Below are 24,400 nucleotides of genomic sequence, written 5' to 3' on the forward strand. Positions count from 1 at the left end.
GGGATTACCCTTTAATAGCGCCGATCATAACGCCTTTGACAAAATATTTTTGAATAAACGGATATACAATCAGCATCGGAATAATCGAAAACATCACGACCGTCGCTTGCAACTGCCTGCCGGAAAACTCCGACTTGTTGCCTATATGTTGAATGACGCTGTTAATGTCCGCCATGTTGTTTTGAATAATAATTTTGCGCAATACGATTTGCAGCATTTGTTTGTTCGGATCCGAGATATAGATCATACTGTCAAACCATGCGTTCCAATGGCCGACCCCTACCCATAAAGCAATCGTTGCCAGGACCGGTTTTGATAACGGAATGACGATTTGGGTGAAAATCCGCAAATATCCAGCGCCGTCAACCCGCGCTGACTCCTCCAGCTCATCGGGAATCGATCGGAAAAAGTTGCGCATAATCAATACGTTAAATGCTCCAATCATCCCTGGAATGACTAGTGACCAAATCGTGTTAAGCATGTGCAGTTGCTTGATGAGTAAATAAGATGGGATCGTACCCCCGCCGAACAGCATTGTGAATAAGATGAAGCTCGTAAACGTACGATTGAAGGGCAAATCCTTCTTCGCTAGAGGATAAGCGGTGATCGCCGTGAAAAATATAGACAATACGACACCGAGAGCCGTTCTAACCATCGTATTCCTGTAACCCATCCATAACGCATCGAACTTGAAGGCTAGCTTGTAGCTATCGAACGTCAGCTGAGTCGGCAGCAATATGAACCCTGAAGAGTAAGCTGCGCTTTTGGCTCCAGCACCGTCCAAGGAAATAACAACCTGGGACCAGAACGGGTACAATGTGCAGAACATCATGATAGCCAAAATGACGTATATAAAGAAGTCAATAACTTTGTCGCCTCTCGATTTTTTCACATTTATCATCTTTCTCGCTCCTTTAACCGACGGACTACCATATGGCGTGCTCCTTTCCGCCGATCCATTTAACGATTCGATTGACGGCAATAATTAGGATTAGAGCGACGACCGATTTGAACAGCCCAACTGCCGTCGCATAGCTGTAGTTTAGTTCGATCAGCCCTTTGCGATACACATACGTGTCAATAATGTCGGATACGTTATACACTTTGGCATTGTACATATTGAATATTTGATCGAAGCCCGCATCTAGAATGCCGGACATGGACAAAATCAGCATAATCGCAATGATAGGAACGAGCATTGGGATGGATATGTAAATCATCCGCTTGAACCTCCCCGCCCCATCGATAACAGCCGCTTCGTATAACTGTGGGTCAATGCTGGATATCGCCGCAAAATAAATGATCGAACCCCAGCCGAACCCTTGAAAAATGCTCGTAACTACGAGGATTGTCCGAAAGTAGCGGTCGTCCGCCAAAAATAACATCGGATCACCACCAAATAGTTTCACGATCGCATTGACCGGACCGTCCAGCGAAAATATCGTAAAGAAAATGCCGGCCAAGACGACCCATGATATAAAATGCGGCAAATACGAAACCGTCTGCACTACTTTCTTAAACTTCATATTTGAAATTTCACTTAGTAATAGGGCGAAAACGATCGGTACCGGAAACCCGAACACCAGCTTGTATAAGCTGATGACAACGGTATTTTTCAATACGGTGTAAAAATACGAATCATGAATGATTTTCTCAAAATGATGGAGTCCAGCCCATGGACTGCCAAGAATACCCTGCGTAATTTTAAAATCTTTGAATGCCAACAGCACGCCGAACATCGGAAGATAGTGGAAAACGATGTAATAGACGATCGCTGGGATCATCATGATGAGCAGCACGCGGTATTGCTTGAATTTTCTGTTTTTTTCTGGCTTCAGTGTTCGTTTCGTGCCGACGGTCGCCACAGTCTCGTTCATTGCTGACATTCCCTCCTTTATGTAATCGCTTCCGATTGGATAAATTAACTATAGCATGTGGTGTTGAGAATAAAATTATCTAATATTTTAGAAATTATCAGTTTTTTACGGAATTGAAAAAAGCCTGCCTTGCGGCAGACTTAGGTGGGAGAATGGCGTAACTGATTCTCTGATATCACTATGAAACATTCATGTATTGTGGGATAACAACGGTCATGACCGTTCCGTGGCCGATCCGGCTTCGGATGCCTATGCCGTATTCGGCGCCAAACCGTAGCTGAAGCCGTTCGTTGACGTTGTTCAGCCCGTATCCGACTGACTGAATCGTCAGTATGGTATCGATCGTCTCCTGCGGCATGCCCGGACCATTATCTTCGATTGCGAATTCGACCGTACCTTTGCCTAGTCGGGCGCTCACTTGCAGCAATCCCCGCCCAGACATCTTCTGATTGATGCCGTGCTTGATTGCATTTTCGGCCAGCGGCTGCAGGATGAGATTGATCGTCGAATATTCGTAAACCGCTGCGTCGATTTCATAAACAACATCAAAGTTATTTTCACCCATAACCTGAATAATTTCTACATACGATTTGATATTTTCCAATTCGTCCCTTACGGAGATGATATTATTGCCCCGATTGAGCGCTGTTCGGTAAAATTTTGACATGGATGTGACAACATAGCTGATGTCGTGGGCATCACTCCCCAAAGCCTTCCAATTGATGAATGAAAGCGTGTTGTACAAAAAGTGTGGATTGATTTGCCACTGAAGCGCTTTCATCTCTGCTTCTTTTTGTACGATTTTGCTGCGAAACGATTCTTCAATCAATTCATTCAGGCGGATCAGCATGTTGCCGAACCGATTCGTAAGCTCGCCGATTTCATCTCTTGACGAACTTTGCACCCGCAAGTTCAATTCCCCCATCTCGACCCGCTTCATCATTGCATTTAACCTGAAGATGCGCCGGATCATCGTTTTGGAAAATATCGAAATGATGACCAGTAAGCTGACGATACATAACAGGATCACAATCAACGTTGCATTGATGATCGTTCCGGCGTTTGGGGACACTTGCCCGGCTGGTACGAAGCAATACAATGTCCAATTCGTTTGCGGCACCATCTTTTTGACAAGAAACATCTCGGTTAAACCGATCCTTACCAATCCTTCGCTTAGCTTCATCATTTCTCTAGAGTCTAAGGTGGACGTTTTCATTGCGCTTTGGTTCGCGTAAATGATACGGTTTTGTGCATCTGCGATGACAATACCATAATCCTGAGATATATCGGTCACACTTTTGAAAAAGCTTTTGTCGTTTATGCGCATATAGACGATACTCGTGTACCGCTCCGCGAAAAATTTCGGGAATTTAGCGGTCACAATCAGACCTTTATCATAAAACCATTGATTTTCGCTTCCTTGCACTGCCTCACTGTACCACGGTTCGTTTTCGACACGTTTATAGGAAACAACGGAATCGCCGTATTCCGGCACATTACTTTGCGTATAAAACGTTATTTTTTCGATTTCCTTGTCCAGATTCATCATCATGATGAAATAAGGCGATAAGTAATTGTTCAAATCACCCGACAGATTGACAAGATCGAGATAATCATTGGCGACGATTTTTTGAAATGTCTTGTTGTAGACGATCGACCGGATCGTATGGTTGTACCGTTCGATAGAATTGTTGATGCTTTCCGAAATCGTACTGACGTTTTTGTCAATTCCTTGAAAAGCCTGGTAATTCAGCATTTGCTTCGATTGATTGTAGGCATATACGCCAAGCACCAAAATCGGAATAATGATAACGATAAGATAGGACAAAAACAACTTTTGGTTAAAGCGCAGCCGATTAAATAGTCCGAATATGGCCCGTTTCATCAGTTACGCCTCTTCCCTGAATTGGGACGGGGTTTTGCCGTAATGGTTTTTAAACAACGCGCTGAAATACGGAAAATTGCTATAACCGACGTCTTGTCCGATGTCGACGATTTTTCGTTTTGTCGAACACAGCAGCTCCTTCGCCTTTTCCATGCGGTACAATGTGATGAACTTGTTGAGGCTGATCCCTTTTTGCTTTTTGAACAAATGGCTTAAATAGCTTGGCGACAAATAGACCTGATCAGCTAACGATTCCAAAGACAAATCGGTATTGTATTCGATTTCAATTAAGCGAACGACCTCTTCAATTGCTTTCGGCATTGCTTCGGCGCCGGTTCCGCCGGATGATTCGTTTTCCTTCAGGATTGTCAGCACCACTTTGCGCAGATCGCTCAGTTTTGTTGTCTTATAAATACTTTCCAAATTCACCTTGAATTTATCCGTGTTCTTTTTGGTAGAAACGTCGAATATCGCTTTGACGATTTCTGAGCAAACATATTTGACGTAAATGACCGAATAATGATCGCTGTCCTGCAGTGCGTCAAACAACTGTTCGAACCGCAATCTCGCTACATCATAACGGTTGCGCTGAATGTTCAACGTTAGCTCTTCCAGTGCGTCGTTGACCGAAGCGGTCACATCACCTGTGGCAAATGATGTGCGGTTTGCCAGCAGCACCGTTCCTTCGTCGAAAAAAAACTTGTTTTCCAGCATCGTTTCCATAGCGTGGTATTCTTTGTACAGTTGTTTCACATCGTCCACCAAACCGCTGACCACGATACAGATTTCCTGTTCATACTTGTCGCGGAACCATCGGATCAATTGCTGTCCAAGTTCCGATAAAGCTTCCAGCGATTCATCGGCAAAAGCTTCCATGAGCAGCAAACCTTGAAATTCATTCAAATGGATGAAATCAAAGCCTCGACGAACCGTTTCTGCAAGCTGGCGTTCGAGATCGGCATCGAGCCGGTCAAATATACGGCTGCGCGAATCCAGCATCAGCATCCTCACATAACCGTATCCATCGAACCCGGTGATCGGCATGGATAGCTCCCTGTCTTCATCCGGCACCTCGACTTTGCCGAGAATCAAGTCGGTCAGCAGCTTTTGCTTCTCGTAACGGACCTCTTTCCTATACGCCTCTTCCATCCGCTCCTGCTGTGCCTTCGACTTCAGCTCCTGCTCGCATAACTGAATGACCTGGGAGACAACCTTAATAAATTCGCTCACCTGAACCGGCTTCAAAATATAGCGGATCGCTTTCAAATCGATCGCCCGCTGCGCATATTCAAACTCACCGTATGCACTCATAAAAATGACTTTAACCGGCCGTCCGAGTTCACGTACCTTTGCCGCAAGCTGCAATCCATCCATCCCCTTCATCCGGATGTCGGAAAACAATATATCGATGTCGTTGCTTTCGATGTACGCTAGTGCGCTTTCCCCGCTGTCCGCTTCGCTAATTTCCAGGTCCAAGTTGTATTTGTCGATTAAAAACTTGACCCCGTCCCGCTCGAATTTATCGTCGTCGACCACAAGCATTTTCAGCATCGGTCCTACCGCCTTTCGCGCAAAAAAAGTGTTTATAAAGGGAGTCTACCATAAAATGGAGGGAAGAAAATAGCTGTGAAAATCACGATATTAATTTACCTCATTAATAATTAATGACATAAATAAAAAGAAAGGCTGAGAATTTTATCACATAGTCTCAAAGCGTCATAGCATGTCCATGCCTTGCTAAGTAAGCTTCCTTTTCTTTATAATCCGGCATAATACTTCCTACACGCCTCCAAAATGATCGATCATGATTCATATGAAGGAGATGACATAGTTCATGGATGATGACATAATCAATAACTTCAACTGGAGCCATAGCTAACCGATAATTAAAGGTTATTTTTTTATCCGAGCTGCAGCTTCCCCACTTGGTTTTGGACTCATCGATCTCAATCGTTTTGGGTTTTACTTTCAGTTGTGTTTGATAAATTTTGATTCGTTCCCCAATTATCTTCTTGCAGCTTGAGAAATAGAACTTTTTAAGATTCATTTTCAATTCTTCTTCATTTAACTCATACGTCTCGATTAATTCATGGAGAAAAACATATTTTCCAAGATGAAGGAACTTTCCTTGGTCTTGATACTCTCTTGTCTTCGGGGTTTCTCGGGCTTTGGCAATGGCATGTAATTTCTCCAAGATTGTTTTCCCATGATGTTTCACAGCACTCATAACCATTTCCTTACTTGTATCATTAGGAGCTTTTACAGTTATGAAACCCATAGAATCGATATGAATCGAAATCTTTTTTCTAATTCCATATTGAACATTAAATGCTATCGTATTATTTTCAAATTCAATTTTCATCATCATCGTTCCTATAAGGTTATTTATAAATCGTATAAAAGTATCAAATCACTAATCCGTTTATTTTGCAAATCAAAAAAAACGCTTGATCCCTAAGTAAATAAGGGCCAAGCGTTTCTTATCTGATAACTGTATAGTCTGAACCTACTTGCGTAGTGTTTGAAGCGCTCCACTCCATGCGATCACTTGATCCAGCATAAGTTTAATATTATTGAGATGTAAATCAGCTGGTTTAAATGTGCTATAGTTCTCAAAATCGGTAAATATCGATAAGGTTGGATGTGCTTTCACATCAGCAACTAGTAGCTCTCCTAATATCCCTCTCAGATGTTCCGCCGCTCGTGCCCCGCCAGTTGACCCATAACTAATGATACCCGCAGCTTTGTTATTCCATTCCTCACGTGCTAAATCGAGTGCATTTTTTAAAGCACCAGTAATGCTGTGGTTGTATTCCGGCGTAATAAATATATAACCATCAAGACTGTTCAATTTTTCAGTCCAATTTTTGATTTGTTCTTCGCTACCCGGGTCACCAAAGAAGGGTAATTTGTAGTCTGCAATATCCACTATCTCGTAGCTTGCATCTCCTCGTTTATCTGCAATTTCTTTGACCCAATTTCCCACTTGTGGACTGACCCGTCCAGGTCTTGTACTTCCCAATATGATTCCAATTTTCAGCATATAAAGAGCCTCCTCATGAATTCCTATTTTGAATTAATTAGTTGCCTTGTATTTGGCGCCACATTGTCATCATATCGATCCAACCACGATGTTCGGCAATCTTACCATCTACGACTCGATATTGACGGTAAAGCGTGACATCAATTGAATTACCCGTAGGTGAGTTTCCAAAAAACACCCCTTTATGCGTACCTTTCACAACCATTCTTACGATTACCTTCTCCCCCTGAGCAATGATCTCTTCAACTGTGTAGAGTTTATCAGGAAATGCCTCTAATATTTTTCCAGCAAATTGTTTCAGACCTTCTTTCGATTGATAAGAGTGTTCTTGATAATCGGTTGACAAAAATTGTTCCGTACAATCCATATCACTTTGATTCCAAAAAGCCTCGATAAACGCTGATACCGTCTCAATATTTTTCTGTTCAATAGTTATCACAATAAAACATCTCCTTTTTTATGGTTAATTGGCTTTAATTTGGGGCAAAAGTGTCGCTGTATCGAACCATCCACGATGCTCAACAATCTGGCCATCTACTACACGAAATTCACGAAACTGAGTGGCCTTTACGGAATTGCCTGTAGGTGAATTTCCTGCAAACGTACCTTTATGCGTACCAGTCATAAATATTCTAGCTATTACCTTCTCTCCTTGGGCAATGACCTCTTCCACTGCGTAGAGTTTATCAGGAAATGCCTCCCCTATTTGTTTAGAAAAGAATTGATCTGTACAATCTAAATCGTTTTGATTCGAAAAAGCCTCAATAAACGCGGTTACCGTTTCAATGTTCTTCTGTTCAATCGTTTTCATAGTAAAACATCTCCTTTTTTGTACTTACATGAAATGCTTTGAGTCAACAATGTTTTGGTGCGATTATGTTAAAATAATTAGTCGAGTTAGATGGGTCTATTTGTCGCCGGCTGACAAACAAATTTGTTTGTGCTAATATGTGACTATACTGTCACCTTTATAATACGTTACCATTAGGTCACATGTCAAGGATGAAAAAAGCATGCTTGTAAGCAAACTGTTAGAAGGAGGTGTTCCAAATAGATAACGATATATTTAAGGCACTTGCTGATCCCAGCCGTCGCACACTTTTAGACTTGCTTCACGCAACTGATGGGCGAACGTTGAACGATCTTTGTACCCCTCTACAAATGTCAAGATTCGGTGTAATGAAGCATCTTAATATTCTCGAGGAAGCTAACCTCATAACCACAAGAAAAGTTGGCAGAGAAAAGCTGCATTATCTAAATTCTGTCCCCATACGGCAAATTTACGACCGCTGGGTTAGCAAATACGCCGAACCCTGGGCTATCGAATTAACATCACTTAAAAACGAATTGGAGCGTGAAACGAATATGGAAAACAAACCTAGGCATGTTAACCGAATTGCCATTAAAGCGACACCTGAGCAAGTGTGGCAAGCCATTACAGATCCGGCCAAGACATCAAAGTTTTGGTACAATTGCGCAATCCGATCCAACTGGGAAATTGGCTCCTCTTTCGAACTATGGAACCCAGAGGAGAAAAAACTAGCAGATGGGATCATTCTCGAAATATCTCCTCCGCATAAGCTGGTTATGAGTTGGCAGTTCCCCGCGTTTCCAGACACGGCCTCTGAGAGCCCTTCACGTATTACGTGGGAAATTGATTCTCATACCGAGTTAGTCGGTGTGACCCTCGTAACAGTCGTGCATGATGAATTCGAACAAGCAATAAACACCGCAAAGATTCTTGAAATGGGTCTACCGATTGTACTTTCGGGAATGAAGACATTGCTTGAAACCGGGTCAGCACTCTCCAATGATTGATAATAGTAAACAAGAAAATGACGCTTCTTTATAGGAGCGTCGTTTTTACCTATCCGTTACTTTTTATAAGTAATTGAGGCAGGATATTTGAACTTAATGAGGAGATATGATAACACAGGAAAAGTAAGTATTGAAACCAAAAATAAGAGTAATGAAGGTATGCCTATTAGAGGGGTATAGTCTGCCCCATGTTCTGGATTTAAGATTTGTATGCCCAAGGGGCCTTTTGAAAAAATGGCATTTACAGTGAAATTCCAGCCAAGATGGAGTCCTATAGGTAATGCTATTGATTTTGTTTTTGCAAAAGCGTAAGCCAATACTAGCCCCACAAGGGCTGTCATAATAAAAACAATGATCATGGAGACTACATTACCAAAAATACCGTATGAAAACCAATGATAGATGCCGAAGCAAATAGCTGAAAGTAAAATACCTGATTTTACACCAAATCTTCGAATGACTATATAAAGCAAAGCGCCTCTAAAAATTAACTCCTCAAACATGACCGATTTAACATTCCACCACAAATAACTCACGATTTCTAACCCGGTTAAATTCGAGCGAAGCGTCCAATGCAGATGGGTTATTGACCCATCCAATAGCTGAAGCAAAGTGCATACAGTAGCTGCGAAAATAAAACCTGTCGATAACTGCAACAGATTTCTGACTGGTGGTAAAAATCCTAACGCGGAAAGATTTTGCTTTTCTACAATTCGAAGTATGAGCCAAGTAAGAATCATTAAAACAATGATCCCTAACAATAATAACACCTCCATCTACATGATTTTTATCCTTCTGTGAACATTATACAACTTGATATCTTGATTTAGGCATACGTTACTCGAATAAATGGCTTGATCTTGGAAACTCTAATTCAATGAAAGGAGGTTCAAACATGGTTGAGTACACAAATATTCAAGACAATTCCGAAGAAATAATGAATTGTATTGTTAACTGCGACACCAACACCGAGCAAGATCAGAAAAAAGTAGATAAAAACCTTTTGAACAGCATTCCGAACGAAGAAGAATATATCGATGAACCTTAATTCGCTAACCGCCAAAAATGGCGGTTTTATTTATTTCTGTCTGCATTCTGGATAACTCGTCTTACTTCGTGCCTCTCTTCTCTCCCATCCATAAAAATGTTGCTGCCGTGCCAGCAGGAAGCGTGTACGAGAAAGACTTGCTGCCGCGCTGCCCTTTGAACGACCTGCTTTCCGCTGCCGAGCGTGTTCTAATCAATCCGATACGCTCCTGCCCTTACAAATTTACTCGCATGCCCAAATACATAATACTCCGGGTTATAGGAAATCGCCACGGTATTCTGTTACGTATACGAGAAAATGAAATCGATTTCAATGAAATTTTTCAACACAAATTTCTAAATCATTTGAGCATAAAAAAATCATCCGGCCTTCAACAATGGCCGGATGATTTTGCATCTACAATACGTTAATGTTCGTTACTTCGCGGACCATGTCTCGATCAAAGCGTTTGCGTCAGCCGTGAGGATGGTCTTTACTGTTTCGGAGACGTTATCCGCCATCGACTTGCTATTCAGATGCTCCAGGAAATCCTGCATATGTTTGGCCGCTTTCTCATTGTCGCCTTTGCCCAACTGATGCCGTGCCTGATCTAGGCTGTTGTTCAATTGGTTAACCAGCGATCCCTTCAATTCACCGGCTTTGGCATAACGGTCAATCAAGCTGGACAACCCTTCGGGGGTGGCTGCAATGGTAAAGCGGACAGATTCATCCGTCCTATTGCCAGCCTGATCGGTGATGACGATCTTCAGAGTATGGAGGCCTGGCTTCCCGGCCAAATCAACGGAACTACCGTTGTCCAAACGCTTTCCGTCCAGGGCGAGTTCCTGGCTCGCTATGCCAGATAGGGTATCGCTCGCATTCAAGAGCAGCGTTATCGGACGATCGTCAGAGAAAACTGCACCTTCCGCAAGCGGTTCCCCGTTTGCCGTCAGCACAAAGGCCGGCTTCGTTTTGTCAATCTGGACGATTAGCTCCTTCGTTTGCTCAATGTTGCCTGCAGCGTCGACCGAGCGGAACTGCAGCCGATACACGCCTTCGTTCTTGAAAACGATTGATCCGACATAGGTTTGCCATTCCGAGTTGTCCCCCACCTTGTATTCCGTTTTCGATACAGCGGAGAGATCGTCATGTGCCGTCAGTGCAACGGAGCCATCCGTGTTCAGCCAGCCGTTCTGCAGCGCCGGTTCAATCTGTGCTTCCGTCTTAGGAGAATTCACATCTTGCGGATCTACCACTAACGTCGGCGCAGATATCATAAACTTGCGGGAATTCGGGTCTGTTCCATTTGACCTTATAGCGACTTTGGATACATCGGTTATGCTACTTGGTAAAGTATAGCTTGTTGCGCCTGCCGGTAAGTCAACAAGAACCGTTGCCCCATTGTAAACTGTGTAACCTTCGCTTAAGCCGTTGGAGTCCCACTTCAGTATTTTAGCTGAGCCGTTAGTTTCAATTGTAAGATTCTGTGGAGGAGTTGGCGCATTAAACACTTGAACCTGTGTAAGGCGTGGAGGTCCTGTTAGATCCGTCCCGGAATTGCCCCCGGATGCGTTGTCTACCGTTACCTTAATATATCTGGAATGATAGGTCTTACCAAGGTTAATTGGATAGGAACCATCTTCCGAGTCAGTACCTCCAATATTGTTGCCTGTTGCATACGTATAACCTTGGGCAGATTGTCTATCCACTTGTTTAAACGTCATTGCATCAAATTCAGCAGCCGATGTATGGTTTCCAAAATCATCAGATACATAAACGGTTGCTCCTTTTAACCTGGTGGATTTTGCAAATAGTCTTAATTGGCTAAAATCCATGGCCTGTCCAAGGTCAATGACGAAACTGCCTTTTCTCTCTCCGTCGGTACCCAGCCATGAATAATTTCCGATTTGATTCAGACTAGTGACGTTAGTAACATTCCATTTTGTCGGGTCTTCCGATACACCGCTAACCAGTTTGTTTGCATTGCCGTATTCGTTAGCCATAGCAGATTGTATCTGAATTGGGTTGGCACCTTCTGCACGACCTACGTTATAAGCTTTTTTATTAAGGGCAAGGTTTACAGATGACAAACCTGATGCCACCTTACTTATGGTGATATCGGCAAGTTGAAGCGAAGCGTCATAGGCAGAGTTGGTTCCGTTAGCGGAGCTGCGGTAAATGCCCCATTTTGGACGCAAATATTGATCAAATGCAGCTGGATACTCCGTCTCGAATCCGCCGACTCTTTCTGGTCTTCTCCACATGTCTTTCGTGCCGTCGCTTGCACCTTTGTTTGTAAACACTTGATAAACATCCGGGCTGTCAAAAGTGTATACCTTACCGGTTACCCTATCCGTTATTTTAATTGTGAACCAGCCGCTATCCGAAATAAGCGCATGAAGCTCAACCTTAATCCAGTGACCATCGATTTCTTTTAACGGTATTCTCATCATGGTCTTATCGCCGTCATATCGGTTATGATTCACGACCAGATCCCTGCTGTTCGTTCCCGAAATCGACATCGCGAGGATATAGGCGCCGTTTTCTCCGCCGTTGTTCCCGCCCGGTAAAGTATCAGGTGCTTGCCGATTCACAGCCTTCAACTGGAAGATATGTCGGAAGTTTGACTGATTCCACTGGTTGCCGTCCGGAATATTCCAGAGCCATTCATAGGAAACCAAGTCGCCTTCATAAGCTACAAAATCGCCATTTGAATCTTCGCTGGGGCGAATTTCAATTCGCTGCCTGTCCGTGACAGCCGCTCCGTCAACCACATAGCCTAATTTCCGGTCAAAAATACCTTTGTGGCCATACTCGCCGTCGCGAACCTTATCAAGGAATTCGTTATTCAAACCTCTGCCGTTGGCAAGGACCTTGAACACATTTTTTTGCAAGGTACTGTCCCAAATGCTCTTAATATGGTCGTCGGCTGCAGTCGCCTGAGGTTGATCACCGTAAAATTCGTGGTAAGCGTCTCTTATCCTTTTGGTCACGCCTTCTACCGGCTCGTCCGTCCCCATTGCGCCGCCTAAAATGTTATAAGGAGATACGCCTTCAATTGCGTTCATCTTGATCGTCTTGTCATTCGTACCAAACCCGCGGGCTGTTACGTCCAATGCAAACATGGATGGGTTGCCGCTGTTAAAATGAAAGTTGAATTCATTCGTGCCGAGCGGCAGTTTGGCAAGGTATGGAAGCGAGAATATCACCATGCTGCCAGTTAACGAGTAATCGATATTCGGACGAAGCGTAGTATCGCCTTTGGTTATGCTCGTAAGAGTCTGTCCGCTAGCAAGATTTATATTTGTAGATTTAGGTGCAACCTGATCCCATGTACTGTAGGTATCCTTAGCCGGTACCAGTGCGGTTGCGTTAGAAACCGAATCTTTGCCGTAGATAGCCAAGCCGGATATCCCCATCATCGAACTGGTATCATTCGCGCGTTTATCACTAGGACCAACCAGTACTGTGTTGATCATCACATAACGAGCTGTAAACGGATACAAGAATGTCTTGGTATCATAGCCCCATTGTTGTCCGTTGTAAGTTACATATGACCATAAACCTTCCGTTTCCGTCCCACCAGCCAACGTCCAGCCGTTTGCCTTCCAATTGTAATTGCTCGCTGTGTCGGAGGCCGTGGGGGCACTTGCCCAAGAATTGGGGTCATTTGTGTAATAAACCTCAAATCTTGTTGCATTGCTTTGGATATTTGCAATTGTGTTGGGGATTTCAAGGTAAAGTTTATCAATCGTTTTTGGAGCGCCTAAGTCGAGGGTTAAAGCTAGTAGGGATGGCGAATAGTTACTCATATAGACATTTGAACTTGAATTACGCCAGAAACCGCTGCCTCCCGATCGCAAAGCATCTACTCCTGGATGATCTGCAGCTTCTGAACTTACCTTGAGATTCACGCCTGCTTGTGGTGTAAAACGAGACGGAGCCAACAGATTGACGGAACCAGTTGCTGAGGGGTTATAAACAGCATCCGTTACTGAAGAGTTGAGTTTGTTGATATCTGGCGTATTGGCATGAACCGTTGATGCTGGAAGAACGGACAGATTAATAAACGAAAATGCAAGTGCAAATGAAAGAACTGAGCTTACTATCTTCTTTTGAACTTGTTGCTTAAACATTTGAAAGCCTCCTTATTTTCGCAATATTAAGTGTATACCTTTCCACGCCTATTTGTGCGTAGGTGCCCGATTAAGCGCGTTTTCCGCGCCTATGAAAAAAATAATTTTGCTTACAACAGATAAAATCCGACTTAACATTTTCTCATTATGAACCCCTTCTTTCCTCATATTTGCGAGACTAGTAAACGCTTTCAATTACCATCATAATGAATCATTGAGATTTCTGTATTAGTTAATTTATGATATACATGGAATTTTTTACGATTTTACATATGCTGAGCTCGTAAGCTGCAAGCAAAGCAAAAACAAAAACGCTCAACCTCGCCGACTGTAAATAGCCGGCTTAAGTTGAACGTTTCATGCATCCTGATCTTATTCACATCTATTAATTTCACATTAAGAGGTACCAGAGAACCCACTTTTCGTTTCTCCTCCCCCTCGTGTCTTCACCCAAAACGCTAGAAGCATTTGAAAAATATCCCCTCCTATACCAACGGAAACTTTGGTTATAACAGTTGTTTCGTTTGAAATGTAATGATGTTGTCTGTTACCATTTTCCATAGGTATAAACGGAAGGAGGTTATTGGAACTGAATTTCATATTGGAATCAAAAAATACAATCAACATAACGGAGGAAATAACAATGCTAAAAATCGCAATTATAATAGGCAGCACACGTCCAGGACGCAGAGGTGAAGCAGTCGCTCGATGGGTTCACGAGATCGCACAAAAACGCAGTGACGCTGAATACGAAATCGTGGATATTGCAGATTTCAATTTACCGCTATATGATGAACCAAAGCCGCCTATGTTGGCTCAATATACGAAGCCTCATACAGTGGCTTGGTCGACAGCAATCCATTCGTATGATGGCTTTGTTTTCGTAACGCCTGAGTATAATCATGCTATCTCTGGAGCGCTCAAAAACGCTATTGATTTTCTTTTCAATGAATGGAAAGATAAGGCCGCAGGTATCGTCAGTTATGGCGGTGGCACTGGCGGGGCTCGTGCTGCAGAAAACCTGAGACTCATCTTAGGTGAGCTGCATGTGGCTGACGTACGTGCACAGGTCACCCTATCGCTCTTTACAGATTTTGAAAATTATAGCGTTGTGAAGCCTGCACCACACCAGGAAGCAGCCACCAACACGATGTTCGATCAAGTCGTCGCTTGGAGCAGCGCTTTAAAAACGTTGCGTTAAGACTCCAACCAACCGAATAAGAAAGAAAAACTGGATAGGGTTTCGCCTAATCCAGTTTTTTTATTGTTAAATCAGTATTTCTAGTTTCGAGTTACGCTTATACTCTTCGATCTCAGCCCAAATTATATAAGATACTGGCTGTTCCCAGTTCCCCCCTCTCCACTGCCTTTTATTACTTCTAAGTAACTATATGACTTCAAAGTGCGTACTTTTCATTCAACTCTCCAAAGTGCACAATGATCATGAAACCACCAAGGAGTAGGAGAGGATACTATATGAAAACAAATGAAACCACACCGCACAAAACCGCTCTTGTTGTCGGAGCTAACGGCGTTATTGGAAGAAATCTTATCGCATATCTGGAGCAGCTTCACGACTGGGATATCATCGGTGTGTCACGGCGAGGCGGGGAGTCCAACAACCGAGTCCGATATATCGCCGTCGACTTACTTAATGAAAATGATATACGTGAGAAACTTGGAAGTCTAACGGAAGTCACCCATATCTTCTTTGCTGCTTATCAAGACCGTCCTACCTGGGCCGAATTGGTCCCCCCAAACTTAGCCATGCTTGTCAATATCGTCAATGGGATGGAGCCAATCTCTCCATCCCTCCAGCATATCAGTCTCATGCAGGGCTACAAAGTATATGGCGCGCACCTCGGTCCCTTCAAGACACCAGCTCGAGAAACAGACGCCTATCACATGCCACCTGAGTTTAATGTCGACCAACAGCAATTCCTCGAAAATCGACAGAAAGGGAGCAGTTGGACCTGGTCGGCGCTTCGCCCTTCCGTCGTTTGCGGATACGCATTGGGCAATCCAATGAACCTAGCGATGGTTATCGCAATCTATGCTTCCATGTCGAAGGAACTCGGGTTGCCGCTCCGCTTTCCCGGTAAGCCGGGAGCCTACAACAGCCTACTGGAGATGACCGACGCGGGATTGTTGGCCAAGGCCACCGTCTGGGCAGCGACAGATGAACGTTGCGCGAATCAGGCGTTCAACATTACGAACGGAGATCTCTTCCGGTGGAACGAGCTTTGGCCTAAGATTGCTACCTATTTCGGTCTAGAGACAGCACCTCCGCTACAGATGTCCTTGGATGTAGTCATGGCCGATAAGGAGTCGCTATGGAACACCATGGTGAAGAAGCATGGGTTAGTGGATAACAGCTATAGTGATGTTTCCTCCTGGCGGTTCGGTGACTTTGTGTTTTCTTGGGATTACGACTTTTTTGCTGACGGCACGAAAGCGCGTCGTTTCGGTTTTTACGAGTTCATTGATACAGAAGCAATGTTCCTGAACATCTTCGAGGATTTGCGTCAACGCAAGGTTATTCCATGACCTAATACAAGAAACCGGCCTCTGAAATCCAGAGACCGGTTTTTGTCGTATCACTAATCATGTTTCACTCACGTCTGGTACCCGTTCTAAAATCTTGACCTTATCACCGTACACACGTTCAACATGCATATCTCCCCACCTGCACATGATATGCAGAAGTTCCTTCAAACTCCAGCCATACTCGGTCAGCTCATACTCGACTTTTGGGGGTACCTGATTATATGAAATCCGGGTAACAACCCCATCCTCCTCCAGTTCTCGCAGCTGCTGGGTTAGCACTTTTTGTGTAACCGTTGGCATCAAGTTCATCAGCTCGCCGTTGCGTTTCGTACCGAACGTGAGATGGAACAAAATGACTGGCTTCCACTTGCCTCCGATCACTTCGAGCGTTACTTCCACTGCCGTATTATACGTTTTCCCCAGTTCCAGCATAGGATTTGCATCGCCTCCCTGACCTTTACGATACCGTTTCAAGCACGCGGGTGCAAGCCCTAAGTATTTTAACATTCGTTCTAATGTCTTCGTTGCTCCCTCACTTCTCTTACTAAATTTGAGAAACCAACAATAAATGAGTTAATATAGATAATGAAGGAGGCGAAAAAACATGGCCGATATGTCACCCAACATAGAAATAGGAATAAGTACTTTCTTGGAGACTACACCAGACCCAGTGACAGGAGAGGTCATCAGCCATGCCCAGCGGCTACGCAATGCGGTTGAAGAAATCGTACTAGCTGATCAGGTCGGGCTGGATGTCTATGGCATTGGAGAGCACCATCGTGCCGATTATGCAGGCACCTCGCCTGCTGTCGTGCTTGCAGCAGCGGCTGCCATGACTAAGCGGATAAGGCTCACGAGCGCCGTAACCGTGCTGTCCTCAGACGACCCGGTTCGCGTTTATCAAGCTTTCTCTACCCTTGACGGCATCTCTAATGGCCGAGCCGAAATTATGGCAGGCCGGGGTTCGTTCATTGAATCCTTTCCGCTTTTCGGATATAGTCTGGACCATTATGACGAATTGTTCGACGAAAAACTGGAACTGCTGCTTGCTATCCGAGCTTCCGAAAAGGTAACCTGGCGCGGCGTTCATCGTCCCGCTATCGATAACCTCGGTGTCTATCCTCGGTCTGTTCAGAGCCCATTGCCTGTGTGGATCGCAAGCGGTGGGAGTGCACAATCCGCTATTCGGGCAGGAATGTTGGGTCTACCGATCGTATTCGCCATTATCGGCGGAATGCCCGAGAGCTTTGCTCCCTTAGTCGCACTCTACAAAGAAGCTGCCATGAAAGCTGGGCATGATCCAGACAAGCTATCAATTGCGACTCACTCGCACGGATTTGTCGGAGAAACTACCGAACAGGCTGCTGATTTATTCTTCCCCTCAACGCAGGCCCAGATGAACGTTATTGGGCGTGAGCGGGGTTGGGGGCAGAATTACAACCGCGGAACTTTTGATGCCGCACGCAGTATTCGGGGTGCTCTTTATGTCGGCGATCCTGAATACGTCGCAGAAAAGATCATTCTACTGCGCAAAAATTTGGGGATAACGCGTTTCTTCCTGCATATAAATGTCGGCACAATGCCGCACCGTGAGGTCATGCGGTCCATCGAACTGCTTGGCACTAGGGTTGCGCCAATTGTACGAGAGGAGCTTGCCCGAAGTTAGATAAAGTAATCAGATGAGCTGTGGAGAACCCCTCATTCACCTATTCCGACAGAGAATATGAGCCTATGTTTGTATCATTGGACATAAAATAAATACAGTTCCTACTTTGTGTGATCATAGTCGATTTGTCCGAAGTTGTTTGTTGCTGACGGAAGGATTCGTAAAATTTTCTAGACCTATGGAGGTTATGGTTATGATCGTATCCGATGAAATTTATCAGTCCTACGGTATGGATAAAGATTCCTTTATTGCGTTTATGAAAGAAAGAAGTCAGAACACCGCTATCCGCACGCTAGGCATTGAAATTGTAGAGCTAACTCCTGATCGCGTTGTAATGACGATGCCAGTCGGACCGGCAACCCACCAACCAGCAGGGATTTTACATGGAGGGGCTTCTGTCCTATTGGCTGAGACCGCAGCTTCTATCGCTTCTGAAATTAATATCAATAAAGAAAAACATGCAGCTGTAGGACTTGAAATTAACGCCAATCACCTCAAAAGTAAGAAAGATGGTATCGTAACTGCTGTTGCAACTCCTTTGCACAAAGGTAGAAAAACAATGGTTTGGGAAATTAAAATTTCCGATGAGAATAATCAACTCATATGTATTTCTCGATGTACGGTCGTTATCATTGACAAAAAATAATTTTTCTTAATAAAAATGAAATGAACTCCTTCTCAGGAGTTCATTTTTATTTCAACATCTACGCACACTACATACCATGCTCAGGACGTCCTTCTAACCAGTCTTCAAGAGTTGCAACTCTCTCTGGATATTTGTAGCTTCTAGCCAAGAAGCCTGTACCGTGTGCTAACATGGGATCTTGGTCTGTCGGTTGGTAACGCAAATCCACGCTCCACCTAACCTCATTAGATTGATTCGGCGTTGACATATGGAGACATCGATCATTGAATAATATTGCACTGCCAGCGGAAACAGGCAATACAACCGTCTTTGTGTCTCCTAATTGACTTTCCTTTAATGCAGTGTAACCGCTTCCAGTTTCAGATTCTTGGTGCCATTTCAAAAGTGGTTTTCGGTGTGTCTTCGGTTTAATATGCAAACAGCCATTCACTTCGTTAGCGTCGACTAAAGGGATCCAAACTGTGATGACAGGATTGGAATTGGCGTCTGGCCAGTATGATTTATCTTGATGCCAAGGCACTGCTCCTGCGGCAACCCTCGGAATTTTTGGCCTAACATTATAAACTGGATTCGAGAAGAGCTCACCACCGATCAAAGATTCGACAGCATTAAGAATTTTATCGTTGCTCATTAAATGAAAATAACCAGGTATCCGGTCACGCCAACTTCGTCCGTATTTCAAAAATTCTTCAGCGGTTAAATGTTCAAATAGTTCCGCTAACCGATATTTAAACGGGCGGTCAACCAATTTATTCTCAATTAATCCGTCACGAAACAATTCATCGGCAATCATTGAAACCTTGTACGTCATTGCATCTTGCGCTGGCGCTAATTCCTCATTTGATAATAAACGATCAAGTACGATGTAACCTTCCTCATTATAAAATTCAATTTGTTGTTTAGTTAAATATCCGCTATTATTTTCTTCCTTCATCTCTATCACCTTCCATTATTTGCTTGAATACGAGATAATAATAACATGATCATAGAATTTCGTATTTGTTATATCGTACTATCATTGATCAATTTATCCGTTAAATTTAGGAGATGAGGTGATAACTCATGGAGAAGATATCGTCTATTCGTCCCTTTGTTCGTGTCGCTCACCAATACCAGTTTCCAAAAGAAAGAAATGCGAATGAAGCTAACCGGATTGGTTACTGTTATGCTTTTCACTTAGTCTCTGAAGGTAAAGGATCCGTTTCCGCAAATGAGCATCTGTACCCCGTCAAGAAAGGGGATCTTATTTATTTCCCTCCAATGGTTAAGCATGCTTTTTACTCCAATCCAAATCAGCCCTTAGCATCTTACAACTTGTACTGCGACCTTTGGATGAGTCATCCGCTTGTCACCAACCATCATCTCATTTGGAATGAAGCTGATTTCTATCAGGACCTATTAACTTTAGTGGTGCCTTGCTCGGAATTGGATGAGCTCCCTGTCGTAATCCCGTTACAGCATCAAAATGCGTTGATAAGTATATTTCAACATGCGGTGGGCAAGCAAGGAACCCCAGAAAGTTATTCGGATTTAATAAATAGTAGTCTAATCAAGGCATTCCTTATGGAACTCGTTCAGACAGCTGAAACGAATCACCCGATAGACTACCGCATTACGCCAATTATTGAGCGAATGGATAAGGAAGCAAATGCAAGTCATAATTATGAAACCTGGCTGGCAGAATGCGGCCTACAAAAATCTCATTTTCACAAGCTTTTCAAACAGGCTACGGGCCTATCACCCAAAGCTTATTGGACCAAAGCCATTATGCGGCAAGCAGAGGCTGAACTATGGGAGAGTAATCGCTCTGTAACAAGGATCGCAGAGGATCTGGGCTATTCTTCTATTCACCATTTCACGAAGCAATTTACCCAATATCACGGTGTATCCCCTTCAGAGTTCCGGAAAAGAGCTCATTAAATCAAGGATCAACGGATAAAGAACCTTCATCCCTACTATAGGTTTGAAGGTTCTTTACTAACTCGTACGATCAGACGCAATTACTTATTTTTTATATACTTTGTCGTAGGCATCCTGATAAATTTTGATAAATTGATCCATGCCGGAATCTTTAAGGCCTTTCACGTAAGCGTCCCAATCTTTGTCGATGCTTTTAGCCCCCATGATGAACTGCAGCATAGACTGTTTGACGTAATCCGTAATAATCGGCTTCAACTGTTTAACTTGATTGGCTTGATCGTTCGTCAAGAAAATATCCGTCGGGAACTCTTCCTTCGGTTGATGTCCTTCGTACAATTCCTTGGTGGCCTTGTACAGCCTGGTTTCCAAGCCATCCATCGTATAGATTTCCTGGCTAGCTGCATACGAAGTTTCACGATATTCGGCCGAACGAAGGTTCGGTCCCATTTGATTCCAATGATCGTTCTGCACTTGGCCTACTCCATAAGACGTTTCCTTAACCTTGAACTTGGCTGCAGTTCCGCGCGTGTTTTTATCGTTTGCTTCCGCCTTCACCCAGTTACGGCCTTCTTCCCCAGAGTTGGACGTTGTCGTCCCCTCTTCGGAGTACAGATAATCGGCTAGACGAATTGCCGCTTCCGGATTTTTATTTTTATTCGTTATTGCAAACACCGAGTTCCCGATGCCAATGTAATGTGCTGTGAATGAGGCTCCGTCCGGTCCTGTAAGCGGCGCGATCGGATCATAGTCTTTATGACGTGTTGCTGTTGGCGATGCATCCGTGAATTCGCCGAACCAGCCTGCCGGAATAGCACCGGCAATCGCCGTATCCGGACTATTCCCTTTTTGGGTAAGCGCATCCGATTTTTGCGTAAAGGCTTCCTTATCAATCAAGCCTTCCGCATACAGTTTGTTCAAAAATTGCAAACCTTTTTTGAAGCCTGGTTGATCGACCGATGTTGCCAGCTTACCGCCGCTCATCATGAAATAGTTGTTATCCGCATTGTAATAGACGAACGAGTTCATCACGAATGTCTCAACATCCGTATGCCAACCTGTCGGTGAACCCGTTAACGCGATTTCGTCTGCCTTGCCATTGCCATTTGGATCCTTCTCCTTAAACGCTTTGAGCATGTTATAGAAATCGTCAGTCGTCTTCGGCGCGCTAAGTCCGAGCTTTTGCAACCATTTCGTGTTCACCCACATTTTGGCCGAAAACTGGCAGTGATAGCACTCATTTACGGAAGGGATCGCATAAATATTGCCATCTGGCGCAGTGATCGCCTTCTCCAAATACGAAATGTCTTTAAACGCTTTCTTAATGTTCGGTGCGTACTGATCGATTAACTTGTTTAACGGGATCAAGACGCCTTGTTGACCGTACAGCAGCTGCTCCTCTTTCGTTAGATTCCCTTGCATGAAAATATCGGGATAGTCGCCGCTGGCTAGCAGCAGCTGCTTCTTCTCATTCAATGCCGCTGTTTCTCCCGGCACAAGCTGCCAGTTCAAATGAATATTCGACTTTTCTTCCAAATACTTGGTAAACCAATTCGTATTCAAATCTGCAATATTAGCCGATTGCGGCGCGAAAGCACTCATCGTAATTTTATTTTTGGCGATAGGAAAGCCTGTTGCATTAACGTTCGCTCCCCCGTTTGCGCTTCCACCCCCATTAGGGCTAGCGCTATCCTTCGGCTCATCGCTATTCGACGTACAGCCGATTACAAGCAAAGTGATGAATAAAATCAGGACCGCCGATAACCAAGTTTTTCTGGTTCCTTTACTTACCATATTCAAAACCCTCCTTGTTTTTTATACATAATCAATCCTTGGGGGCAAACCTGATCTGTTCGTGCCTCGCATTCCTCCTTTCAATATCTAACTAGATTCAACCTTTCAGAGAACCAATCAATAACCCCTTCACAAAATGTCTTTGTACAAAAGGATACAAAATAAGTACGGGTGCGCTTGCGACGACGATCAGCGAATATTTAAGCAGCTCCTTCAAGCCTTGTCTTTCCGCAAGTTCCCTGACATCTTTAATCATCGTAGGATCGATCGAGTTCAGAATTAGAATGTTCCTTAGAATGAGCTGCAGCGGATACAGATTAGCCGATTTCAAGAAAATTAATGCTTCAAAGTAGGAATTCCAATAGCCGATAGCGTACATGAGCACTAGAACGGCAATGATGGGTTTGGAAAGTGGAATCACAATTCGAAATAAAAACTTGAAGTCGCTGCATCCATCCAAATGTGCGGCCTCCGTTAGTTCCGATGGAATCGATGTCTGAAAAAACGTCCTTGCCAGAATGACTTGCCAAACCGAAATCGCGCCTGGAATAATCATCGCCCATCTCGTATTGAGCAAGCCCATCCCCTTCACTGTCAAATAATAAGGAATTAATCCTCCACTGAACAGCATCGTAAAAACGAATAGTGCCGTAATGACGTTGCGTCCATAAAAGTTTTTGCGAGATAGCGGGTAAGCAGCCGTTATCGTCAATGAAACGCTAAGCAGTGTCCCGAAGAAGAGATAGAACAAAGAGTTGCCGTACCCCGTCAAGATTTGCGGATTTTGAAACACGGCTTGATAGCCACGAAGTGTCGGTTCAACTGGGAACAACCAAACCTTACCTGAGATGACGGCTGATGACGAGCTGAATGATGAACTAACAATATAGATGAGCGGATAAGCTACGATAATCAAGCATATGATCAAAAACAAATAGACAAAGAACAAATAAATTCTGTCCACACTGTTTTCAAGAATTCGGGTAGGTGCCTTTCGCACTTCTAGCGTCAAAGTCTGATCGGGATTTACCATATTTTCTACCTCCTACCACAAACTCGTCTCAGAATTTTTTCTCGCCACATAGTTGACCACAATGAGCAGCAGCAAATTAACGATTGAATTAAACAGTCCGACTGCTGCGGAGAAACTAAAATTCGCTCCTACCAAGCCCATTTTGTAAACATAGGTGGAAATAACCTCAGACGCCCCAACATTAATCGCATTTTGCATCAGGTACACCTTCTCGAATCCAACGTTCATGATCTGCCCTGCATTCAGAATGAGCAAGATGACAGCTGTCGGCATTAAGCTTGGTAAATCGATATGAATCATTCGTTGAAAACGGGACGCACCATCCACCTTGGCCGCTTCATACAAATGCGGATCCACCCCTGCTAGAGCGGCAATGTAAATGACCGAGGCATATCCTGTAAACTGCCAAACATCGGAAAGTACATACACGGTTTTGAAATACTCCGGCTTAGACATAATATTTTCCGCTGGAAACCCGAACTTATCCGCCAAGAGATGGATGAAGCCAAGCTGCGGGGAAAGGAACAGCATAATAATCGAAACCATGATGACTGTTGAAATGAAGTACGGCGCGAATGTGACCAGTTGTACAGCTCGTTTAAAAACCCCGTTTTTCAGTTCGTTCAAAGCAAGTGCGAGTATAATCGGCGCCGGAAACCCGATAAGGAGCGAGTATAGGCTAAGCAGCGACGTGTTCTTGATAACCCTCCAAAAAATAGGCAAATGGAAAAAGTCTACAAAGTGCTTAAAACCAATCCAATCGCTTCCCCATATCCCTTTGGTAACCATATAGTTTTTAAAAGCAATTTGCACGCCAGCCATAGGTACGTATTTAAAAATAATCAAATATACGAGTGACGGCAAGATAATCAGATAGAGTTGCCAGTTTTTCTTTACCATTCTAAGTGCTATACTCATGATACTCCCCCTCACTGCATTTACGTAAAAGTTAATATTAAGCGCTTACAGGATCTATGATATAGGAGCTAGAATTAAATTTATAGGGGTCAT

The 24,400-nt window shown here is 43.8% G+C and carries 23 protein-coding genes; 7 read left to right on the top strand and 16 right to left on the bottom strand.

The window, feature by feature from the left end; translation table 11 throughout:
- Nucleotides 1-4: 4 nt before the first annotated feature.
- The 8 genes from GC102_RS02480 to GC102_RS02515 all read right to left on the bottom strand — a co-directional run bounded on the left by GC102_RS02480 (nt 5) and on the right by GC102_RS02515 (nt 7,616).
- Nucleotides 5-901 (bottom strand): carbohydrate ABC transporter permease, encoded by an 897-nt coding sequence (locus tag GC102_RS02480; RefSeq protein WP_171688089.1) that lies wholly within the window; start codon nt 899-901, stop codon nt 5-7.
- Between the two features lie 25 nt (nt 902-926).
- Nucleotides 927-1,877 carry an ABC transporter permease gene (locus GC102_RS02485; protein ID WP_171688090.1) on the bottom strand — a complete coding sequence of 317 codons (951 nt, stop codon included), beginning with the start codon at nt 1,875-1,877 and terminating at the stop codon, nt 927-929.
- A 178-nt stretch (nt 1,878-2,055) separates the two neighbouring features.
- A complete protein-coding gene (locus tag GC102_RS02490; protein WP_171688091.1) occupies nt 2,056-3,762 on the bottom strand; it encodes a sensor histidine kinase in 1,707 nt (568 codons plus the stop codon).
- 3 nt (nt 3,763-3,765) lie between these two features.
- Nucleotides 3,766-5,313 carry a response regulator transcription factor gene (locus GC102_RS02495; RefSeq protein WP_171688092.1) on the bottom strand — a complete coding sequence of 516 codons (1,548 nt, stop codon included), beginning with the start codon at nt 5,311-5,313 and terminating at the stop codon, nt 3,766-3,768.
- 157 nt (nt 5,314-5,470) lie between these two features.
- A complete protein-coding gene (locus GC102_RS02500; RefSeq protein ID WP_171688093.1) occupies nt 5,471-6,124 on the bottom strand; it encodes a M48 family metallopeptidase in 654 nt (217 codons plus the stop codon).
- A gap of 144 nt (nt 6,125-6,268) precedes the next feature.
- Nucleotides 6,269-6,805 (bottom strand): NADPH-dependent FMN reductase, encoded by a 537-nt coding sequence (locus GC102_RS02505; RefSeq protein WP_171688094.1) that lies wholly within the window; start codon nt 6,803-6,805, stop codon nt 6,269-6,271.
- Nucleotides 6,806-6,842: 37 nt separating this feature from the next.
- A complete protein-coding gene (locus GC102_RS02510; protein WP_171688095.1) occupies nt 6,843-7,244 on the bottom strand; it encodes an ester cyclase in 402 nt (133 codons plus the stop codon).
- A 24-nt stretch (nt 7,245-7,268) separates the two neighbouring features.
- The gene (locus GC102_RS02515) at nt 7,269-7,616 is read right to left on the bottom strand and encodes an ester cyclase (protein ID WP_171688096.1); all 348 of its coding nucleotides are present in this window, start codon (nt 7,614-7,616) and stop codon (nt 7,269-7,271) included.
- A gap of 239 nt (nt 7,617-7,855) precedes the next feature.
- Between GC102_RS02515 and GC102_RS02520 the strand changes: the two genes are divergently transcribed.
- Nucleotides 7,856-8,623: an ArsR/SmtB family transcription factor gene (locus tag GC102_RS02520; RefSeq protein ID WP_171688557.1), complete on the top strand. Its 768-nt coding sequence runs from the start codon at nt 7,856-7,858 to the stop codon at nt 8,621-8,623.
- Between the two features lie 56 nt (nt 8,624-8,679).
- Here the strand turns inward: GC102_RS02520 and GC102_RS02525 are convergent, their stop codons facing one another.
- Complete coding sequence (locus GC102_RS02525) at nt 8,680-9,384, bottom strand: CPBP family intramembrane glutamic endopeptidase (protein WP_171688097.1); 705 nt, start codon at nt 9,382-9,384, stop codon at nt 8,680-8,682.
- 134 nt (nt 9,385-9,518) lie between these two features.
- On the opposite strand from GC102_RS02525, the gene GC102_RS02530 reads away from it, so the two are divergent.
- Nucleotides 9,519-9,671: a hypothetical protein gene (locus tag GC102_RS02530; protein WP_171688098.1), complete on the top strand. Its 153-nt coding sequence runs from the start codon at nt 9,519-9,521 to the stop codon at nt 9,669-9,671.
- Nucleotides 9,672-9,732: 61 nt separating this feature from the next.
- Here GC102_RS02530 and GC102_RS39950 read toward each other — a convergent pair whose 3' ends face one another.
- Nucleotides 9,733-9,867 carry a hypothetical protein gene (locus GC102_RS39950; protein ID WP_281367619.1) on the bottom strand — a complete coding sequence of 45 codons (135 nt, stop codon included), beginning with the start codon at nt 9,865-9,867 and terminating at the stop codon, nt 9,733-9,735.
- 220 nt (nt 9,868-10,087) lie between these two features.
- Nucleotides 10,088-13,786, bottom strand: a complete 3,699-nt coding sequence (locus GC102_RS02535) for an FIMAH domain-containing protein (RefSeq protein ID WP_171688099.1) — start codon at nt 13,784-13,786, stop codon at nt 10,088-10,090.
- A 643-nt stretch (nt 13,787-14,429) separates the two neighbouring features.
- Here GC102_RS02535 and GC102_RS02540 point away from each other — a divergent pair.
- A complete protein-coding gene (locus tag GC102_RS02540; protein WP_171688100.1) occupies nt 14,430-14,987 on the top strand; it encodes an NADPH-dependent FMN reductase in 558 nt (185 codons plus the stop codon).
- 275 nt (nt 14,988-15,262) lie between these two features.
- Complete coding sequence (locus tag GC102_RS02545) at nt 15,263-16,333, top strand: SDR family oxidoreductase (protein ID WP_171688101.1); 1,071 nt, start codon at nt 15,263-15,265, stop codon at nt 16,331-16,333.
- Between the two features lie 57 nt (nt 16,334-16,390).
- Here GC102_RS02545 and GC102_RS02550 read toward each other — a convergent pair whose 3' ends face one another.
- Nucleotides 16,391-16,765: a winged helix-turn-helix transcriptional regulator gene (locus tag GC102_RS02550; RefSeq protein WP_171688102.1), complete on the bottom strand. Its 375-nt coding sequence runs from the start codon at nt 16,763-16,765 to the stop codon at nt 16,391-16,393.
- A 193-nt stretch (nt 16,766-16,958) separates the two neighbouring features.
- Here GC102_RS02550 and GC102_RS02555 point away from each other — a divergent pair, with 193 nt between their 5' ends.
- Together GC102_RS02555 and GC102_RS02560 are read left to right on the top strand one after the other, a co-directional pair.
- Nucleotides 16,959-17,999 carry an LLM class flavin-dependent oxidoreductase gene (locus GC102_RS02555; protein WP_171688558.1) on the top strand — a complete coding sequence of 347 codons (1,041 nt, stop codon included), beginning with the start codon at nt 16,959-16,961 and terminating at the stop codon, nt 17,997-17,999.
- A 256-nt stretch (nt 18,000-18,255) separates the two neighbouring features.
- Nucleotides 18,256-18,645 carry a PaaI family thioesterase gene (locus GC102_RS02560; RefSeq protein ID WP_246320729.1) on the top strand — a complete coding sequence of 130 codons (390 nt, stop codon included), beginning with the start codon at nt 18,256-18,258 and terminating at the stop codon, nt 18,643-18,645.
- Between the two features lie 67 nt (nt 18,646-18,712).
- On the opposite strand, the gene GC102_RS02565 is transcribed toward GC102_RS02560, so the two are convergent.
- Complete coding sequence (locus GC102_RS02565) at nt 18,713-19,579, bottom strand: phytanoyl-CoA dioxygenase family protein (protein ID WP_171688103.1); 867 nt, start codon at nt 19,577-19,579, stop codon at nt 18,713-18,715.
- Between the two features lie 128 nt (nt 19,580-19,707).
- Between GC102_RS02565 and GC102_RS02570 the strand changes: the two genes are divergently transcribed.
- Nucleotides 19,708-20,565 carry a helix-turn-helix transcriptional regulator gene (locus tag GC102_RS02570; protein WP_171688104.1) on the top strand — a complete coding sequence of 286 codons (858 nt, stop codon included), beginning with the start codon at nt 19,708-19,710 and terminating at the stop codon, nt 20,563-20,565.
- A gap of 84 nt (nt 20,566-20,649) precedes the next feature.
- On the opposite strand, the gene GC102_RS02575 is transcribed toward GC102_RS02570, so the two are convergent.
- From GC102_RS02575 to GC102_RS02585, 3 genes are all read right to left on the bottom strand, one after another.
- Nucleotides 20,650-22,356: an ABC transporter substrate-binding protein gene (locus GC102_RS02575; RefSeq protein WP_171688105.1), complete on the bottom strand. Its 1,707-nt coding sequence runs from the start codon at nt 22,354-22,356 to the stop codon at nt 20,650-20,652.
- A gap of 97 nt (nt 22,357-22,453) precedes the next feature.
- The gene (locus tag GC102_RS02580; protein WP_171688106.1) at nt 22,454-23,389 is read right to left on the bottom strand and encodes a carbohydrate ABC transporter permease; all 936 of its coding nucleotides are present in this window, start codon (nt 23,387-23,389) and stop codon (nt 22,454-22,456) included.
- 12 nt (nt 23,390-23,401) lie between these two features.
- Nucleotides 23,402-24,307 carry an ABC transporter permease gene (locus GC102_RS02585; RefSeq protein ID WP_171644069.1) on the bottom strand — a complete coding sequence of 302 codons (906 nt, stop codon included), beginning with the start codon at nt 24,305-24,307 and terminating at the stop codon, nt 23,402-23,404.
- Between the last annotated feature and the right edge of the window lie 93 nt (nt 24,308-24,400).

This window comes from Paenibacillus germinis (genome assembly GCF_013141785.1).
Classification (GTDB): Bacteria; Bacillota; Bacilli; order Paenibacillales; family NBRC-103111; genus Paenibacillus_E; species Paenibacillus_E phytorum.

What these genes read in the sequence shown, in the direction of transcription:
- GC102_RS02515 (WP_171688096.1), bottom strand. Translation starts at nt 7,616, where the DNA reads ATGAAAACGATTGAACAGAAGAACATTGAAACGGTAACCGCGTTTATT.
- GC102_RS02540 (WP_171688100.1), top strand. Translation starts at nt 14,430, where the DNA reads ATGCTAAAAATCGCAATTATAATAGGCAGCACACGTCCAGGACGCAGA.
- GC102_RS02570 (WP_171688104.1), top strand. Translation starts at nt 19,708, where the DNA reads ATGGAGAAGATATCGTCTATTCGTCCCTTTGTTCGTGTCGCTCACCAA.
- GC102_RS02505 (WP_171688094.1), bottom strand. Translation starts at nt 6,805, where the DNA reads ATGCTGAAAATTGGAATCATATTGGGAAGTACAAGACCTGGACGGGTC.
- GC102_RS02480 (WP_171688089.1), bottom strand. Translation starts at nt 901, where the DNA reads ATGATAAATGTGAAAAAATCGAGAGGCGACAAAGTTATTGACTTCTTT.
- GC102_RS02585 (WP_171644069.1), bottom strand. Translation starts at nt 24,307, where the DNA reads ATGAGTATAGCACTTAGAATGGTAAAGAAAAACTGGCAACTCTATCTG.
- GC102_RS02575 (WP_171688105.1), bottom strand. Translation starts at nt 22,356, where the DNA reads ATGGTAAGTAAAGGAACCAGAAAAACTTGGTTATCGGCGGTCCTGATT.
- GC102_RS02580 (WP_171688106.1), bottom strand. Translation starts at nt 23,389, where the DNA reads ATGGTAAATCCCGATCAGACTTTGACGCTAGAAGTGCGAAAGGCACCT.
- GC102_RS02565 (WP_171688103.1), bottom strand. Translation starts at nt 19,579, where the DNA reads ATGAAGGAAGAAAATAATAGCGGATATTTAACTAAACAACAAATTGAA.
- GC102_RS02500 (WP_171688093.1), bottom strand. Translation starts at nt 6,124, where the DNA reads ATGAAAATTGAATTTGAAAATAATACGATAGCATTTAATGTTCAATAT.
- GC102_RS02535 (WP_171688099.1), bottom strand. Translation starts at nt 13,786, where the DNA reads ATGTTTAAGCAACAAGTTCAAAAGAAGATAGTAAGCTCAGTTCTTTCA.
- GC102_RS02530 (WP_171688098.1), top strand. Translation starts at nt 9,519, where the DNA reads ATGGTTGAGTACACAAATATTCAAGACAATTCCGAAGAAATAATGAAT.
- GC102_RS02490 (WP_171688091.1), bottom strand. Translation starts at nt 3,762, where the DNA reads ATGAAACGGGCCATATTCGGACTATTTAATCGGCTGCGCTTTAACCAA.
- GC102_RS02485 (WP_171688090.1), bottom strand. Translation starts at nt 1,877, where the DNA reads ATGAACGAGACTGTGGCGACCGTCGGCACGAAACGAACACTGAAGCCA.
- GC102_RS02560 (WP_246320729.1), top strand. Translation starts at nt 18,256, where the DNA reads ATGAAAGAAAGAAGTCAGAACACCGCTATCCGCACGCTAGGCATTGAA.
- GC102_RS02550 (WP_171688102.1), bottom strand. Translation starts at nt 16,765, where the DNA reads ATGCTGGAACTGGGGAAAACGTATAATACGGCAGTGGAAGTAACGCTC.
- GC102_RS02495 (WP_171688092.1), bottom strand. Translation starts at nt 5,313, where the DNA reads ATGCTGAAAATGCTTGTGGTCGACGACGATAAATTCGAGCGGGACGGG.
- GC102_RS02545 (WP_171688101.1), top strand. Translation starts at nt 15,263, where the DNA reads ATGAAAACAAATGAAACCACACCGCACAAAACCGCTCTTGTTGTCGGA.